The sequence below is a fragment of the Promicromonospora kroppenstedtii genome, from assembly GCF_044389675.1.
GTDB lineage: Bacteria > Actinomycetota > Actinomycetes > Actinomycetales > Cellulomonadaceae > Promicromonospora > Promicromonospora kroppenstedtii.
The window spans coordinates 42708-58062 of the sequence record NZ_JBIRYI010000021.1; the positions used below are offsets into that span (position 1 = coordinate 42708).

General features: G+C 72.7%; 14 protein-coding genes. 7 read left to right on the plus strand and 7 right to left on the minus strand.

The genetic code is table 11. The features are described from left to right. Nucleotides 1-212: 212 nt before the first annotated feature. On the plus strand, nt 213-554 hold the full coding sequence (locus tag ACH47X_RS24925; protein ID WP_397407850.1) for a hypothetical protein: 342 nt from the start codon (nt 213-215) through the stop codon (nt 552-554). A 69-nt stretch (nt 555-623) separates the two neighbouring features. Here ACH47X_RS24925 and ACH47X_RS24930 read toward each other — a convergent pair whose 3' ends face one another. Beyond that, complete coding sequence (locus ACH47X_RS24930) at nt 624-2795, minus strand: S9 family peptidase (RefSeq protein WP_397407852.1); 2172 nt, start codon at nt 2793-2795, stop codon at nt 624-626. A gap of 151 nt (nt 2796-2946) precedes the next feature. On the opposite strand from ACH47X_RS24930, the gene ACH47X_RS24935 reads away from it, so the two are divergent. Together ACH47X_RS24935 and ACH47X_RS24940 are read left to right on the plus strand one after the other, a co-directional pair. After that, on the plus strand, nt 2947-3135 hold the full coding sequence (locus tag ACH47X_RS24935; RefSeq protein WP_397407854.1) for a hypothetical protein: 189 nt from the start codon (nt 2947-2949) through the stop codon (nt 3133-3135). Next, entirely contained in the window at nt 3132-3293 is a 162-nt protein-coding gene (locus ACH47X_RS24940) for a hypothetical protein (RefSeq protein WP_397407856.1), read from the plus strand. The genes ACH47X_RS24935 and ACH47X_RS24940 overlap by 4 nt, the downstream gene beginning before the upstream one ends. Before the next feature lie 139 nt (nt 3294-3432). Here the strand turns inward: ACH47X_RS24940 and ACH47X_RS24945 are convergent, their stop codons facing one another. After that, nucleotides 3433-5481 carry a cytochrome c oxidase assembly protein gene (locus tag ACH47X_RS24945; RefSeq protein WP_397407858.1) on the minus strand — a complete coding sequence of 683 codons (2049 nt, stop codon included), beginning with the start codon at nt 5479-5481 and terminating at the stop codon, nt 3433-3435. Between the two features lie 176 nt (nt 5482-5657). Between ACH47X_RS24945 and ACH47X_RS24950 the strand changes: the two genes are divergently transcribed. Then, on the plus strand, nt 5658-5921 hold the full coding sequence (locus ACH47X_RS24950) for a WhiB family transcriptional regulator (protein ID WP_269637223.1): 264 nt from the start codon (nt 5658-5660) through the stop codon (nt 5919-5921). 237 nt (nt 5922-6158) lie between these two features. Here the strand turns inward: ACH47X_RS24950 and ACH47X_RS24955 are convergent, their stop codons facing one another. The 3 genes from ACH47X_RS24955 to pdhA are packed head-to-tail and all read right to left on the minus strand — an operon-like array spanning nt 6159 to nt 9838. After that, nucleotides 6159-7610, minus strand: coding sequence for a dihydrolipoamide acetyltransferase family protein (locus ACH47X_RS24955; RefSeq protein WP_397407860.1), 1452 nt, complete (start codon nt 7608-7610; stop codon nt 6159-6161). 18 nt (nt 7611-7628) lie between these two features. Next, entirely contained in the window at nt 7629-8663 is a 1035-nt protein-coding gene (locus ACH47X_RS24960; protein ID WP_397407862.1) for an alpha-ketoacid dehydrogenase subunit beta, read from the minus strand. Nucleotides 8664-8668: 5 nt separating this feature from the next. Beyond that, a complete protein-coding gene (gene pdhA / locus ACH47X_RS24965) occupies nt 8669-9838 on the minus strand; it encodes a pyruvate dehydrogenase (acetyl-transferring) E1 component subunit alpha (protein ID WP_397407864.1) in 1170 nt (389 codons plus the stop codon). Nucleotides 9839-10141: 303 nt separating this feature from the next. Here pdhA and ACH47X_RS24970 point away from each other — a divergent pair, with 303 nt between their 5' ends. Continuing rightward, nucleotides 10142-11152, plus strand: a complete 1011-nt coding sequence (locus ACH47X_RS24970; protein WP_397407866.1) for an acetylxylan esterase — start codon at nt 10142-10144, stop codon at nt 11150-11152. Nucleotides 11153-11239: 87 nt separating this feature from the next. Here the strand turns inward: ACH47X_RS24970 and ACH47X_RS24975 are convergent, their stop codons facing one another. Continuing rightward, nucleotides 11240-12760, minus strand: a complete 1521-nt coding sequence (locus tag ACH47X_RS24975; protein WP_397407868.1) for an MFS transporter — start codon at nt 12758-12760, stop codon at nt 11240-11242. A 101-nt stretch (nt 12761-12861) separates the two neighbouring features. On the opposite strand from ACH47X_RS24975, the gene ACH47X_RS24980 reads away from it, so the two are divergent. Beyond that, nucleotides 12862-13761 (plus strand): helix-turn-helix transcriptional regulator, encoded by a 900-nt coding sequence (locus tag ACH47X_RS24980; protein WP_397407870.1) that lies wholly within the window; start codon nt 12862-12864, stop codon nt 13759-13761. 75 nt (nt 13762-13836) lie between these two features. Here the strand turns inward: ACH47X_RS24980 and hisC are convergent, their stop codons facing one another. Continuing rightward, a complete protein-coding gene (gene hisC, locus ACH47X_RS24985) occupies nt 13837-14925 on the minus strand; it encodes a histidinol-phosphate transaminase (protein WP_397407872.1) in 1089 nt (362 codons plus the stop codon). Nucleotides 14926-14939: 14 nt separating this feature from the next. Between hisC and ACH47X_RS24990 the strand changes: the two genes are divergently transcribed. Next, on the plus strand, nt 14940-15347 hold the full coding sequence (locus ACH47X_RS24990; protein ID WP_036969726.1) for a phage holin family protein: 408 nt from the start codon (nt 14940-14942) through the stop codon (nt 15345-15347). The last annotated feature ends 8 nt before the right edge of the window (nt 15348-15355 follow it).

Here is a 15355-nt window from a genome sequence, read left to right on the forward strand (position 1 = left end):
AATGTTCGCCCTGCGCACCAGCGTTTCCCACCCCGGGCGTGTCGCGTTCGGCGGTCGGCGCGCCGGGCGTGTCCGGACGGCGCGTCGCGTCGGACAACCCGGCTGACCTGCGGCGCAGCACTCAGTGCCCCGATGCGTCCCGGCACCCTCTCCGGCCCCGGTGGAAGGGGGTAGACACGGGGGACACAATGGATGACCAGGAGGTGATCGGGATGGCAACACTCGACGAGGCCAGGTCCGCAAAAGCCGCATTGCGGGAAAAAGTGACCGGGCTCGACGGTGTGATCGGGGTTGGCGTCGCCCCAGAGTTCACGGCGTCAATCGGACAGCCACCACGTGAGTACCCCGGACGGAAGCAAGCGAAGTCGCCGGCGCGCAGGTCCCCTGTCGAGGTCCTCTCGGAGGACGAGCTGGTCGAGCAGGTGGCAGGGCCCGGCGGGAGCTGGGTGCTGCAGGTCAACGTGACCGACGCACGTCTCGTGGACAAGATCCCCGAGGAGATCGACGACGTCGCGGTGCGCGTGCGCGTCGTAGGGGCGGTCCGGGCGGGCTGACCCCGGCGCCGGAGCAGAGCGGGTGCTGACCCGCTCCACCCCGGCGCACGCCGGAACCGACCGCTCGGCTCAGCCGAGCGTCGTCGGCAGCTCGGGCTTCTCGCCGAGCACCTGCTCCGCGAGGAACGCCGACACCACCTGGTACCAGACCTTGGCGTTCTGCGGCGTCAGGATCCAGTGGTTCTCGTCCGGGTAGTACAGGAACCGGTGCACCGTCTCGCCGTCGTCGGACGCCGGGAGGCCGGACTTGGTCAGCAGCTCGAACCACAGCCGCAGGCCCTCGCCGACCGGGACCCGGTAGTCCTTGTCCCCGTGGATCACGAGCATCGGGGTCCGGATGTCGCCCACCGACAGGTGCGGGCTGTTCTCCAGCGCCATCTCGGGCGTCATCTCGCGCGCCCAGTAGAACGAGGCGTCCGTGGTGGGGCCGAACTGGTCCAGCGCCCACAGGCTCGCGTGCGTCACCACCGCCCGGAACCGGTCCGTGTGGCCGGCCACCCAGTTGGCCATGTAGCCGCCGAACGAACCGCCCATCGCGGCAGTGCGGGTCTCGTCGATCCCGGGCAGCGCCTCGGCGGCGTCGGTGATCGCCATGAGGTCGGTGAACGGGGCCTTGCCCCAGGCACCCCAGCCGCGTTGCACGAACTCCTGGCCGTAGCCGGTCGACAGCGCCGGGTCCGGCAGCAGCACGGCGTAGCCCTGGGCCACCAGCAGCCACGGGTTCCAGCGCCAGCTCCACGCGTTCCAGGAGCCCAGCGGGCCGCCGTGGATCCACAGCAGCAGCGGGGCCTTGGCGTCCGGGCCGGCGTCGGCGGGCAGGGCCAGCCAGGCGCGCACGCGCGTGCCGTCCTCGGCCGTGGTCTCGATCTCGGTGAGCGCGCCCGGGAGGTCCGGGGCCGGTACCGGGGAACGCAGCACGGTCGACGCGACCGGCGTCCGCTCCCCCGCCGTGCCCGAGGCGAGGAAGGCGCCCAGGTCGACCCGCACCGGCTCGGCCGGTGCGGCGTAGGAGCTGCGCAGCGCGAACAGCGTCGCGCCGTCGGGCGTGACGTTCAGGTCGGAGAAGTCGGCGTCGTCGGACGTCACCTTCTCGACCACCACGGCGGCGCCCGGGAGCGCCCCCGAGAAGGTGAGCAGGAAGACCGGGCCGCGGCCGTCGTCGTCGGCCTGGACCAGGAGACCGCTGCCGTCCGGGAGCCAGGTGGGTCGGCCGGGCCAGCGGTCCCAGTCTTCCGCCAGGACCACCGGGTCGGCGGAGCCGTCGGTGGGCACCAGGGCGAGGCGCACCACCGGGGCATCGTGCGGCGTCGAGATGGACTCGGTCACGTAGGCGACCCAGGCGCCGTCGGGCGAGATGCGCGGGGCGCCGGCGTCGGCGTCCGGGTCGTCGACCAGCACGCGCCAGTCGCCCGTCGCGGTGTCGTGCGCGACCAGGGTGTTGCGCACGGCGGCGCCCGGGTCGCTGACGCTCCACGTGGTCACGAGGGTGGTGCCGTCGCCGGAGAGGTCGGCGGAGTGGTCCGCCAGATGGCGGCCCGCGCCGGTGAGGTCGCGCAGGTCGAGGTGCTTGCCCTGCGCCTCCGGGGCTGCTGCCGGTGTCCGGCCGTCCGCGGGCTTCGGCAGCGGCGCGGCCGGCTCGTCGGCGAGCGCCGCCAGGTCGCCGACGAAGCGGCGCTCCTGGTCGGGGCCGAGGTCGTGGTCCCAGTAGCGCACGGGGTAGCCGGTGTGCAGGATCGCGGAGACCTTCTGGTCCTTGCGGGCCTTGCGCAGCTCGGCGTCCTGCGCCAGGTCCTTCGCGGAGGGCAGCAGGCTCGCGGCCACGCTGACCGTGTCGGCGTCGCGCGCCACGAGCGGGCCGCCGACGCCGCCCTGCGGGGCCGCGATGACACGGGCCTCGCCGCCGCCCGCGGGCAGGAGCCAGAGGGCCGGCCGAGGCTCGTCGCCGTCCTTGGCGTCCGGGTCCGGCCGTGCGGAGCTGAACAGGAGGTCGCCGGACCGCGTGAACACGGCCGAGGACTCGCCCTTGGCGGACCGGGTCAGACGCCGCGCCGGTGCCTCGCCCGCCGGGTCCACCTCCCAGAGGGCGGTGCGGTAGGCGGTGCGCTCACCGTCGAGCGTCTGGAGGGTCGCGACGAGCCGGGTGCCGTCGGGGCTGGCCGTGAGGCCGGTGACGCGCGGGATCGCCACGTAGTGGTCGAGGTCGTGGAACGGGGTCTGCGGGGTCTGCGGAGATTCGCTCACGCCGCCGTCCTATCACGCCGGGGCGCCGGGCGACATGAGTTTTCAGACCGCGCCGGCCGTACGGCTGGCCTGACTGCCGTTTTCTAGCTGTTGTATATATGCAATGGCGTTTGGGCGTGCACGACCATCCTTCAGATGTGAATATCGCGCGATGGGAAAGAGAGCCGGGGACTCGCCGGCGGGTTTCACGCTGCACGCATGGGTGGACGAGTCGATGAAGCAGCAGATCGGTCAGGCGGATGGGATGTACCTGCTCGCGGCGGTGGTCGGGGACCCCGCGACGTGCGGGCCGGCACGCGACGCGCTGCGGACGCCCTGCGCGCCAGGGGGACGCTCGTGACCCGCACGCGGGTCGCGCACTCCCTGCCGGACGACGAACCGATGCTGTGGGCAGCCGACGCCGTCGCCGGGGCTGTTTCCCGCGCGCGGCAGGGTCTCGACCTCGATATCCGGACCGCGCTCGGCGAGGTGGACGAGATCGACATCGAGCTGTCCTAGAAAACGCGAGAGCCGGGGTCCTGACCTACATCAGGAGTTCCCGGCCTCACTTCCATTCCCTCAGCGGGGGAAGGCTCGCTCCTAGATTAGGGCACGCCCAGCGGATCCGTCACCCGGACGCGCGCCATCCGGGTGGAGCTCAGCCCTCGCCGCGTTTCGCGGCCTGCTCCGCCTTCTTCGCGAGCATCTCGTTGTACGCCTCGAGCTCGGCGTCGCCGTCGCGCTCCGCCTTGCGGTCGTTGCGCCGGGCCTCGCGCGCGTCGGACTTGGTCCAGGAGATCGCCACGGCGACAGCGAGCAGCAGCGTGGGCAGCTCGCCGATGCCCCAGGCGACGGCGCCGCCCTTCTGCTGGTCCACGATGGCGCTCGGGCCCCACGGGCGGCCCATGAGCCCGAACCAGTCGGGGACGAGCAGGGCGGTGCCGGAGGTGAGCGTCACGCCGAAGAACGCGTGGAACGCCATGGTGGCGAACAGCAGCACGAGCCGCATCGGGTAGCCCGGCCGGGTGGGGCCGGGGTCGACGCCGATCAGCGCGTTCGCGAAGAGGTACCCGACGAGCGTGAAGTGCAGGATCATCCACAAGTGACCCGCGTACGTGGTCAGTGCCAGCTCGAACAGGGGCGTGAAGTAGAAGACGATCATGCCGCCCGCGAACAGGACCGCGGCCACGATCGGGTTGGCCAGGAACCGGCCGAACGCGGAGTGGACCAGCAGCAGCACCCACTCGCGCGGGCCGCGGGAGTCGTCCTTGCGCGCGGGGACCGCCCGCAGCAGCAGGGTGACCGGCGCGGCCAGCACGAGGAACAGCGGGACGACCATCGCCAGGATCATGTGCTGCACCATGTGCGCGCTGAACAGCACGTGGCCGTAGACCGCCGCGCCGCCGTTGGTGGCCCAGAAGAGCACCACGATCCCGAGGCACCACGAGACGGTGCGGCCCACGGGCCACGCGTCCCCGCGGGCGCGCAGCCGGAGCGCCCACCGCACGTACACGATCAGGGCGGCAGCGCAGGCGAACGCGACGATGACGTCCCACTGGAACTCGGTGAGCCAGCGCAGGGCCGAGGGCTCGGGCGGCAGCGGGTGGCCGGTGACGATCTCGGCCGGGGTCGGGTCGACGATCTCGTCGTCGGGCACGGGCGGTGCCGTGGAGCCGAGGGCGACCGCCACGCCGGACACCGCGCCCATGACCCCGACCTCGACCGCGGCGAGCCGCCAGAACAGGCCGATCGCCGCGTTCCGGGTGGTGGTCCCGGAGGACAGACGGTCGACGACGGTGCTGCGGTGCAGCCAGCCCAGGCCGCCCAGCACGATCAGCAGCACGGCCTTGACCACGAGCAGGATGCCGTAGTCGGTGGTCAGCCCGTCGAGCGAGCCGATCCGGATCCAGGCGCTGACCAGGCCGGAGATCGCGACGGCGGCGAAGCACCACAGCGCGATCGCGGAGTACCGCCGGATCACGTCGGCGGTGGCGGCGTGGCGCAGGCCGACGAAGACGATCGCGGCCAGCCCGCCGATCCACAGGGCCGCGCCGCCCAGGTGCAGGAACAGGGCCGAGATCGCGAGGTCGTGGCTCGCAGCGCCGGCGGCGTGCCCTGTGGAGGACTGCATGCCGAGGGCGACCAGCGGCAGCGCCATGGCGCACAGCGCGCCGACCGCCCCCCGCACCAGCAGGGCGACGGCGGCCGTGAGCGCGGCGACGATCACGATCCCCAGGTAGGTGCGGCCCACCGCGATCGTCGAGACGTACTCCATCAGCGCCGGGCCGAACGTCGGCGAGTCCAGGGGCAGGTAGGTGGACCACGAGAAGCGCAGGACGAGCTGCACCAGGGCAGCCACCGTCCATACGCCCGCCGCGATCCCCGCGACCCCGAGCGCGCGGTCCACGAGCGGCCCGCGCGGCAGCACCCAGGCGGCCAGCGCGAGCGTACCGATGGTCACCGCCACGGCCAGCTCGGTGGCCACGGTCGCGACGGGCACGCCCCACCGCACCAGGACGCCAGGGTCGGCGAAGTTGGCGAACGCGGTGAATGCCCCGGAGAACGCGCCGGCGGCGAAGAGGGCGGCCAGCGCCACGAGCGCGGCGGCAGGTAGGGCGGCGGTGAGCCACGAGGGGCTGGTCGGGCCGCTCTCGGCGCTCTTCCGCGCGGTCCTGCTGGTCCCGTTCCGGGCGTCGGTGGGGGTCACACGGTCCAGCCTAGGCGCGCGCGGCAGCGGTTCCGACCGTCCGCGGGCGTCCCGTTGACCACACCGCGAGCTTCCCGGCACCAGGGCTTTCGGCGATGTTCAGAAAAAGTTGGGAAGGATTATGCACCAAACCCAACCCTTTAGCCCTCTTCTGCGTTGTGACCAGTGTGGACCTCGTGAACATCATCACCGAGACCGACGACTCCGTGCCGTGCTCGGAACAGCCCGAGCTCTGGTTCGCTGAGCACCCGGCGGACCTCGAGGAAGCGAAGCGCGCGTGCGCCGCCTGCCCGCTCAAGGCGCAGTGCCTCGCGGGCGCTCTCGCCCGCCGCGAGCCGTGGGGTGTGTGGGGCGGAGAGATCGTCGTCGACGGAACCGTGCGCAGCCGCAAGCGCCGTCGCGGCCGCCCACGCTCGATCGGCGGCATGCGCGTGGCGTGACGGCCGTGTGACCAGACGTCGTCCGGGGCACGGCGGCCGCGTACGGCTGCCGTGATCTGTCGGGGCAGTGCGCCTGGCCGTACCGCGGATCTCCCAGACCGATCCGGGCCGGCGCACTGTTCCGGCCGTCCGGCACTTTGGATCGATCCACACAGCGACGTGCGAAACGTGTCAGACCCCCAGGTCACTCGAGTGACCTGGGGGTCTGACACGTTCCACAGGGACCTTGCCCCGGGATCAGCTCCAGGCGAGGCCGCGCGCCGGCTCCTCGAGCACGCGAGCGACGTCGGACAGGAACCGTGCACCCAGCTCGCCGTCGGCCAGCCGGTGGTCGAAGCTGAAGCTCAGGGTGGTGACCCACCGCGGCTTCACCTTGCCCTTGTGCACCCACGGCTGCTTGCGGATCGCGCCGAAGGCGAGGATGCCCGACTCCCCCGGGTTGAGGATCGGCGTACCCGTGTCGATACCGAAGACACCCAGGTTGGTGATGGTGATGGTGCCGTCGGACATGTCGGTGACCGACGTGCGCCCGGCCCGTGCGGTCGCCGTCAGCCCCGCGAGCGCCTTGGCGATGCCGAGCAGGTCGAGCGTGTGCGCGTCCTTGATGTTCGGCACCACGAGGCCCCGAGGGGTGGCCGCGGCGATGCCCAGGTTCACGTAGTGCTTGTAGACGATCTCCTGGGCCGCGTCGTCCCACGAGGCGTTGATCTGCGGGTGCCGCTTCACCGCGAGCAGCACCGCCTTGGCCGCCACCAGCAGGGGCGTCACCTTGACGTCCGTGAAGTCGCGGTCCTCCTTGAGCGCGGCCACGAGCTTCATCGTCTTGGTGACGTCGACGGTGTGCAGCACCGTCACGTGCGGCGCGGTGAAAGCGCTGGCCACCATGGCCTCGGCCGTGCGCTTGCGCACGGACCGCACGGGCACGCGGGTCTGGCGCCCGTCCGGCGAGACGACGCCCTGGGCGAGCCACGGCTCGTCGTCCGGGTAGCTGGTCAGCTTCTGCACCGACGAGCGCTCGGCGTGGGCCACCACGTCCTCGCGCGTCACGATGCCGCCGGGACCCGACGCGTGCACCCCGGCAAGGTCCACCCCCAGGTCCTTGGCGAGCTTGCGGACGGGCGGCTTGGCCAGCACGCGGGCGCGTGCGGCCGTCGTCGTCCCGTTGTCCGACGGCGGGGTCGCCACCGGGGCGGGAGCCGGGGCGGGCGGGGCCGTCACCGGAGCGGGGGCCGGAGCCGGGGCCACGACGGGCGCCGGGGCGACCGCCGTCGGCGCCGAGCCGGCTGCCGCCGCCTGGTGCCGGCGACGACGTCCGCTTGCCTTGGCCTCGGCGGTGCCGTAGCCGACGAGCACCGACCCGGAGGTCTCGTCCGCGGCCTCGGCGGCGGGTGCCGCCGCGGCCGTGGTGCCGTTCGACGCCGGGGCGGGCGCACCGGCGCCGTCGGACACCGTGATCTCGATGATCGGGGTGCCGACGTCGACGGTGGTGCCCGACTCGACGAGGAGCGCGGAGACTGTCCCGTTCCAGGGCGACGGCAGGTCGACGAGCGACTTGGCCGTCTCGATCTCGACGATCGTCTGGTTCACCTCGACGGTGTCGCCGACCGCGACCTGCCACTCGACGATCTCGGCCTCGGTGAGGCCCTCACCGACGTCAGGGAGCGGGAACCGCTGGATGTTCGAACTCACTCTCGGTTCACTCCTGGGTCAGTGCGCGAAGGCACGGTCGACGGCGTCGAGCACACGGTCCACGCTCGGCAGGTACTCGTGCTCGTGCTTGGCCACGGGGTACGGGGTGTGGAAGCCGCCCACGCGGAGGACGGGCGCCTCCAGCGCGTAGAAGCACTCCTCGGTGACCCGCGCCGCGATCTCGGCGCCGGCACCGAAGAACACGGGCGCCTCGTGGATGACCACGCAGCGGCCCGTCTTGCGGACGCTGGCCACCACTGCCGCGGTGTCGATCGGCGAGATGGCGCGCAGGTCGATCACCTCGGCGGACCGGCCCTCCTCCGCGAGGGCGTCGGCGGTCTTGAGCGCCGTCACCGTGGACGGGCCGTACGCGACCAGCGTGACGTCGGTGCCCTGGCGGACGACCTGGGCCGCGTTGAGCGTGTCCGTGCCGACGGGCGCGCCCAGGTCGACCGGCCCCTTGCCCCAGTAGCGGCTCTTCGGCTCGAAGTAGATCACGGGGTCCGGGGAGGCGATGGCCTCCTGGATCATCGTGTAGGCGTCCTGCGGGGTGCTCGGCGAGACCACGCGCAGACCCGCGGTGTGCGCGAACAGCGCCTCCGGGCTCTCCCCGTGGTGCTCCACGCCGCCGATGCCGCCGCCGTACGGGATCCGGATCACGACGGGCATCTGCACGGCCCCGCGCGTCCGGTTGTGGATCTTGGCGAGCTGCGTGGTGATCTGGTTGAACGCCGGGAAGACGAACCCGTCGAACTGGATCTCGCAGACCGGCCGGTAGCCGCGCATGGCCAGGCCGATCGCGGTGCCGACGATGCCGGACTCCGCGAGGGGCGTGTCCACCACGCGCCGCTCGCCGAACTCCGCCTGCAGGCCGTCGGTCACGCGGAAGACACCGCCGAGGGGGCCGATGTCCTCACCCATGAGCATGACCTTGTCGTCGCGCCGCATCGCGGCGCGCAGGCCCTCGTTGATCGCCTTGCCCATCGTCAGCGTCTGGGTGCCCGACGCCGGCTCCGCGGCGCCGCCTGATGTGGTCTGCGTTCGTTCCGCCATGGTTGTCATCGTGCGCCTCCCTGGGCCGACTCCGCGATCGCGTACTGGGGCGCCGGCGGGTCACCGGCGTCGTAGGCCTCGTACCAGGCCCGTTCTGCGGCGACGACGCCGTGCGGCGTGGCGTACACGTCGTCGAAGGTGCTCGAGACGGCGGGGCCGCCGTCGAGGGCACGGACGCCGGTGCGCAGCTTCGCGCCCAGCTCGTCCCCGGCGGCCTTGATCTCGGCCTCGAAGTCGTCGTCGAGCCCGCCCTCGGCGCGCAGCAGGGTGCCGAGCCGGTCGATCGGGTCGCGACGCCGCCACTCCTCCTCCTGGTCGCTGGTGCGGTAGCGCGTCGGGTCGTCAGACGTGGTGTGCGCACCCATGCGGTAGGTGAACGCCTCGATGAAGCTCGGGCCCTCGCCGTTGCGGGCCCGCTCGAGCGCCTCCTGGGTCGCGGCGTACACCGCGAGCACGTCGTTGCCGTCGACCCGCAGGCTCGGCATGCCGAAGGCCTCGCCGCGGCGGTACAGCGGGGTCCTCGTCTGCCGGGTGGTGGGCTCCGAGATGGCCCACTGGTTGTTCTGCAGGAAGAACACGACCGGCGCCTCGTTCACCGCCGCGTAGACCATGGCCTCGTTGACGTCGCCCTGCGAGGTGGCGCCGTCGCCGAAGTAGGTGATCACGGCGGTGCCGTCGTGCTTGTCGTGCGGGGTGGCGTCCCGCTGGACGCCCATGGCGTAGCCGACGGCGTGCAGCGCGTGGGCGCCGATCACGATCGTGTAGACGGCCGTGTTGTGCTCGGTCGGGTTCCAGCCGCCGTGGTCCGAACCGCGGAAGAACCGCAGCCGGTCGACAGGGTCCAGCCCGCGGACGTGCAGCACGCCGTGCTCCCGGTAGGACGGGAAGACGTAGTCCTGCGTCCGCAGCGCGTAGGCGCTGCCGACCTGCGCGGCCTCCTGGCCACGAGCAGGCGCGAACAGGGCGAGCTCGCCCTGCCGCTGGAGCGAGGTCGCCTCGTCGTCGAAACGACGAGTCAGGACCATGTCGCGGTACATGCCACGGAGGTCTTCCGTGGTCAGGGCGGCGGCGCGGTCGCGATAGCCCTTGGTGCCGCGTGTCGTGACGCGGCTCCCTCGGGGATCGAGTAGCTGCAACGTCGGGATCGCCTCGTTGGAGCCGTTGGTGGTAGTCACACTTTCCTCCTTCACCTGCGGACGCGAGCGCCCGCTGATGCGGAGACGCCCGGCCCGTTCCGGGGACCTTTCCATCCTGGCACGGGTCCAGCCGGAAATTTGGCCGATCCGCAACCTACGCTGTCGTAGCCTACGCAAGCGTAGGCTACGGCTCCGTAGGTTGGTCTGCCGCGATGTCCCCCAATCTCTCCGGGAAGCGTTTGTCGAAACCCACCAAGGGTGCGACCGGGTCTCGGAAACAGGGCCGTCCCACCGTCCGCGCGGCGTCCGCGTCTCGCCGGGACCCGACCCGATACTGGTTCGATGCCCCTGCCCGATCCGTATGCCGACTGGTTTCCCGACGCCCCGATCGACGGCACCTACGGCTACGACCGGGAAACCCTGCTCGCCGTGGCGCCGGCCCCGGCGCCCGCAGGCTTCGCCGAGCTGTGGAACGGCTGGTTCGCGGCCTCGCGCGCGGTACGCCCCGAACCGCGGCTGACGTCGCTCGGCCGCGAGGGCGCGCACGACCTCTACGAGGTGGAGCACGCGGGCGCGGGCGGGCTGCGGCTGCGCGGCTGGCTTGCCCTGCCGTCGGACGGCGCCGCCCGGGTCGGCATCGTGCACAGCCACGGCTACGGCGGCCGGGACGCGCCGAACTTCGACCGGGTGCCCGACGACGCCGCCGTCGTCTTCCCCGTGGCACGCGGTCTCGGGGCGCTCAACTCCGGCGTGGGCGCCCCGGCCGACGCCGCCGCTCACGTGGTGCACGGCATCGAGTCGGTGCAGACCTACTCCCTGGGGCGCTGCGCCGTGGACCTGTGGCACGCGGCCGACGCGCTGGTCGAGATCGCCGGCGACCTGCCGCTGTACTACGTGGGCGAGAGCTTCGGCGGGATAGGGGCGCTGGCCGTGCCGTGGGACCGGCGGTTCGTGGGCGCGACGTTCGTGGTGCCGAGCTTCGGGCAGTACGACGTGCGGCTCGGCCTGGAGTGCACCGGCAGCGGCGAGGCCGTGCGCCGGTACGTCGCCGAGCACCCCGAGGCGCGGGAGGTCCTGCGCTACTTCGACACGTCGACGGCGGCCGGATACCTGCGCGTGCCCGTGCGCTGCGAGTGCGCACTGTGGGACGCCGCGGTGCCGCCGCCCGGGCAGTTCGCCGTGGCCAACGCCGTCGCGGCGGTGGCCGCGTCCCGGACCGGCGGACCGGCGTGCCCCACGCTGGAGCTGGAGACCCTGCCTGCGGGGCACGCCGACTACCCCGGCGACCAGGAGGTCGGTACCCGGGCGGCCGAAGCGACCCGGGCCCACATCGCCCGCTGCCTGGCGGGCTGAGCCGGGTTGGTCGGCAGAACGTCAAGTGGTCGGTAGAACGTCAGATGGTCGGCAGCTCGGAATACCGATCATCTGACGTTCTACCGATCACTCTGCGTCCGACCTGCGCGCGACGCGGTGCGCCAGCAGGGCGAACACCACGGCGCACCCGGCCTGGACGACCAGGGCGGCGACCAGGCCGACGGTCAGGCCGGACCCCGTCCCGGTGGCGTCCGCCGCGGCCGTCCCGCCGGCCGCTCCACCCGCCAGGCCTGCGACAGCGTGGAAGAGCCCGCCCAGCAGCGCCACGCCCAGCCCGATCCCGAGCTGTTGCAGCGTGGTCAGCAGCCCGCCCGCGACGCCGGCCGCCCAGGCCGGGGTGCGCGAGAGCACCGTCTGCAACGCAGGCCCGTACATGAAGGCCTGCGCGGCGCCGAGACCGACGAGCAGCGGCTGCAGCGCCAGCGGGGCGCTCCGGCCGTCGTCGAGCCCGACGACCAGCGCGATGGCGAGCAGCGCCGTCGCCTGACCGGACGCGGCATAGACCATGATCCGCGGCCCCACCCGGCGCAGGATCCCCGGCAGCAGCAGCGCGGCGACGAAGAATCCGCCGCCGAAGCCGAGCGTCAGCATCGCGACGTCCCAGCCGTCGGCGCCCCACGTGGTCGGCGAGTACTCCGAGACCTCGTAGAGGAACGCGCTGTAGGAGACGAAGAACAGCAGCGTCATGGTCAGGCCGATCCGCACCGCCGGGACCCGCAGCACGCTCGGCGGTGCCACGGGCAGCCCGCCCCGTCGTTCCGTGGCGCGCTGTGCGAGGCCGAAGGTCGTCAGGGTCACCGCGGCCACGACCAGCAGGCCGATGGACCAGGCCGGCCACCCCGCCGTCGGGCCGAGGGTCAGCGGTACGACCAGCGCGACCAGCCCGCCCCCGAGCAGCGCGGCGCCCCGCAGGTCGAGCCCGAGCGGCGCCGGTGAGCGGGACTCCGGCACGGCGCGCAGACCGGGCAGCGCCAGCAGCGCGATGAGGCCCGTGATCACCTGGACCGCTCGCCAGGCCAGGTGCTCCGGCAGCGCGACGGTGGTCGCGCCCGCCACGACCTGGCCGGCGATCGAGGCAATCGCGCCGGCTGCCGTGAACAGGATGATTCCGCGGGTGCGGAGCCGCTCGGGCGCGGTGGCCTGGATGCTCGTCAGCACCTGGGGCGTGAACAGCCCGGCGGCCAGGCCCAGGGCCGCGCGCAGCGCCACCAGGGAGATCAGGTCCTGGGCGAGCCCGGTCAGGACGGCCAGCAGGCCGAAGGAGACCAACCCGATCCTGAGCAGCCTTCGGCGGCCGTAGCGGTCGCCCAACCGACCGGAGACCACCAGCCCGGCGGCGAAGGTGGTGGTGTACGCGGACAGCACGAGCGCCCCGCCCGACGGGCCGGCGCCCAGGTCCGCCGCGATCGCGGGCACCAGCAGGTTCACCGCGCCGAACGTGAAGTTCACGGGCAGGAAGGCGAGCAGCAGCACGGCCAGGCCGCCCGAGGTCAGCGCCGGTGCCACGGCTGGGAGGGGCAGCGCCGGGGTTCCCGGCCGGCCCAGCAGCGCATCGTGGTCGACCGCCGTACGGAGGGATGTCGTCATACCCCGACCGTGCGCCGATCGTCATCCTGGTACCAGGAGCCTGTTCATACGGGTACTGGCAGCACCTGTTTGCCCGCGCCTCGCGGGGTGACACTGGTCAGGTGACGAGTACAGCACCGGACCACAAGGCGCTCGGGGCGTTCCTGCGGGAGCGCCGCGGCCGCGTGACCCCGGCCGACGTCGGGCTGCCGCAGGTCGGCCGGCGTCGCACGCCTGGGCTGCGCCGCGAGGAGGTGGCGCAGCTCGCCGGGGTGGGCGTCACCTGGTACACGTGGCTCGAGCAGGGGCGGGCGTCCCACCCGTCGGACCAGGTGCTCGACGCTGTCGCGCGCACGCTGCGCCTGCGTCCCGAGGAGCGGCGGCACCTCATGATCCTGGCCGGCCGGGCAGCCGACACGGGGGTGGACGCGCCGAATCCGCTCATGGAGGTACGCCCCGAGCACATCGCGCTGCTGGAGCGGCTGCTGCCGTTTCCCGCCGCGCTCCAGACCGCGACGTACGACCTGGTCGCGGCCAACCGCACCTACCGGTTCCTGTTCGGCGACCTCGACTCGGTCGATCCCGCCGACCGGAACTGCGCCTGGCTGCTGTTCACGAACCACGAGTGGCGCGACAGCCTCGTGGAGCCCGAGGTGGTGCTCCGCGACCTCGCCGGGCGGCTGCGCGCGCGGGAGGCCGAGTTCCGGCAGCACCCGAGGTGGAGCGGGCTGCTGGGCGGCCTGCGCGAGCACTCACCGGAGTTCGTGCGGTACTGGGACGAGCACGACGTGCGGGGCGACCGGCCCGGGCAGCTGCGCCGCTACCAGTCCTCCCGGGTGGGCCAGCTCGACACGGTCTTCCAGAGCCTCTGGCTGGACCGCGAGCGGGGCGAACGCGTCGTCGTGCTCACCCCCGCCGACGCCGACTCGGCCCGCCGGCTGGAGCGGCTCGACTCCCTGGTGGGTGCGGCGCCCGCCTGGACCGCCCGGGACGGCGTACTGGCGGACGCGCTGATCGGCTGAGCCGGCCCAGCGCCGTCCGTCAGCGCCAGGTCGTCAGCGCCAGGTCGTCAGCGCCAGGTCGTCAGCGCCAGGTCGTCAGCGCCAGGTCGCCGCGATGCGGAGGAACGCGTCGTTCGCCTCGGTCTCGCCGATGCTCACGCGGAGCCCGTCGCCCGCGAAGGGCCGCACCAGGACGCCGGCGGCGCTCGCCTCGGCGGCCCGCTGCGCCGTCGGCTCGCCCAGCCCGAACCAGACGAAGTTCGCCTGCGTGTCCGGGAGGTCCCAGCCCTGCTCTCGCAGCGACTCGGTGACGCGCGTGCGCTCGGTGACCAGCGCGTCCACGCGGTCCAGCAGCTCGCTCTGCGCGGCGGGCGCCAGCGAGGCCAGCGCGGCGACCTGCGCCAGGTGCGAGACTCCGAACGGCGTGGACACCGCCCGGATGCCCGCCGCGAGCCGGGGCTCGGCGACGGCGTAGCCCACCCGGAGGCCCGCCAGCCCGTAGGCCTTGGACAGGGTGCGCAGCAGCACCACGTTCTGGTGCCGGCGCAGCAGGTCGACGCCGTCGGGTACCTCGGGGTCGCGCACGAACTCCAGGTAGGCCTCGTCCACGACGACCAGCACGTCGCGGGGCACGGCCGCGAGGAAGGTCTCCAGCTCGGCGGCGTGCACCGCGGGTCCGGTCGGGTTGTTCGGCGTGCAGACCAGCACCACACGGGTGGCGGGCGTGACGGCAGCCGCCATCGCGGGCAGGTCGAGCCGGCCCGTGCTCGCCTCGACCGGGACCATGACGGCCTTGCCGCCGGCGACGGCCACCGCGATCGGGTAGGCCTCGAAGGACCGCCACGGGAACACGACCTCGTCCCCGTGCTCGACGACGGCCTGCAGCACGTGCGCGAGCACGGCGACCGAGCCGTTGCCGACGACGACGTTCTCCGGGGCCACACCGGTGTGGCTCGCGAGCGCCTCGACGAGCTCGCCGGCGTACATGTCGGGGTACCGGTTCACCTCGGCCGCACCGCGCGCGATCGCGTCCAGCACGGACGGCAGCGGCGGATACGGATTCTCGTTGGACGAGAGCTTCCAGGCCTGGCTACCGGCGGCGACGCGGGCACCGGGAACGTAGGCGGGGAGGGCCGACACGGCCGCGCGGAGCGGTACGAATGCTTCTTCCACGGGGGTCAGCATGCCACGATGACCGGATGAAGCTCGTGGCCAGCATCCTCATCACCGCACTCGCGATCGGGCTGTCGGCCCTGATCCTCGGCTCCCACATGGACGTCGTGAGCGACGGCACCACGCTCGGCACGATTCTCGCCGTGATCGTGGTGGCCGTGGTCTACGGCCTGGTTCACATGATCGTGAAGCCGATCGTCCAGCTCATCTCGCTCCCGCTCTACATCCTGACCCTCGGTCTGGTGTCGGTGCTGATCAACGCACTGATGCTGTGGATCACCACGCTCATCACGAACCAGTCGTGGTTCTCGGACACCCCCAACTGGGGCCTGGAGGTGAACGGCGGCTTCTGGTGGTACGTGCTGGCGGCGATCGTGATCTCCGTGGTGCAGACCATCCTGCTGGCCCTCCTGCCCAAGCGGATCTCGGACTGATCCGTCCT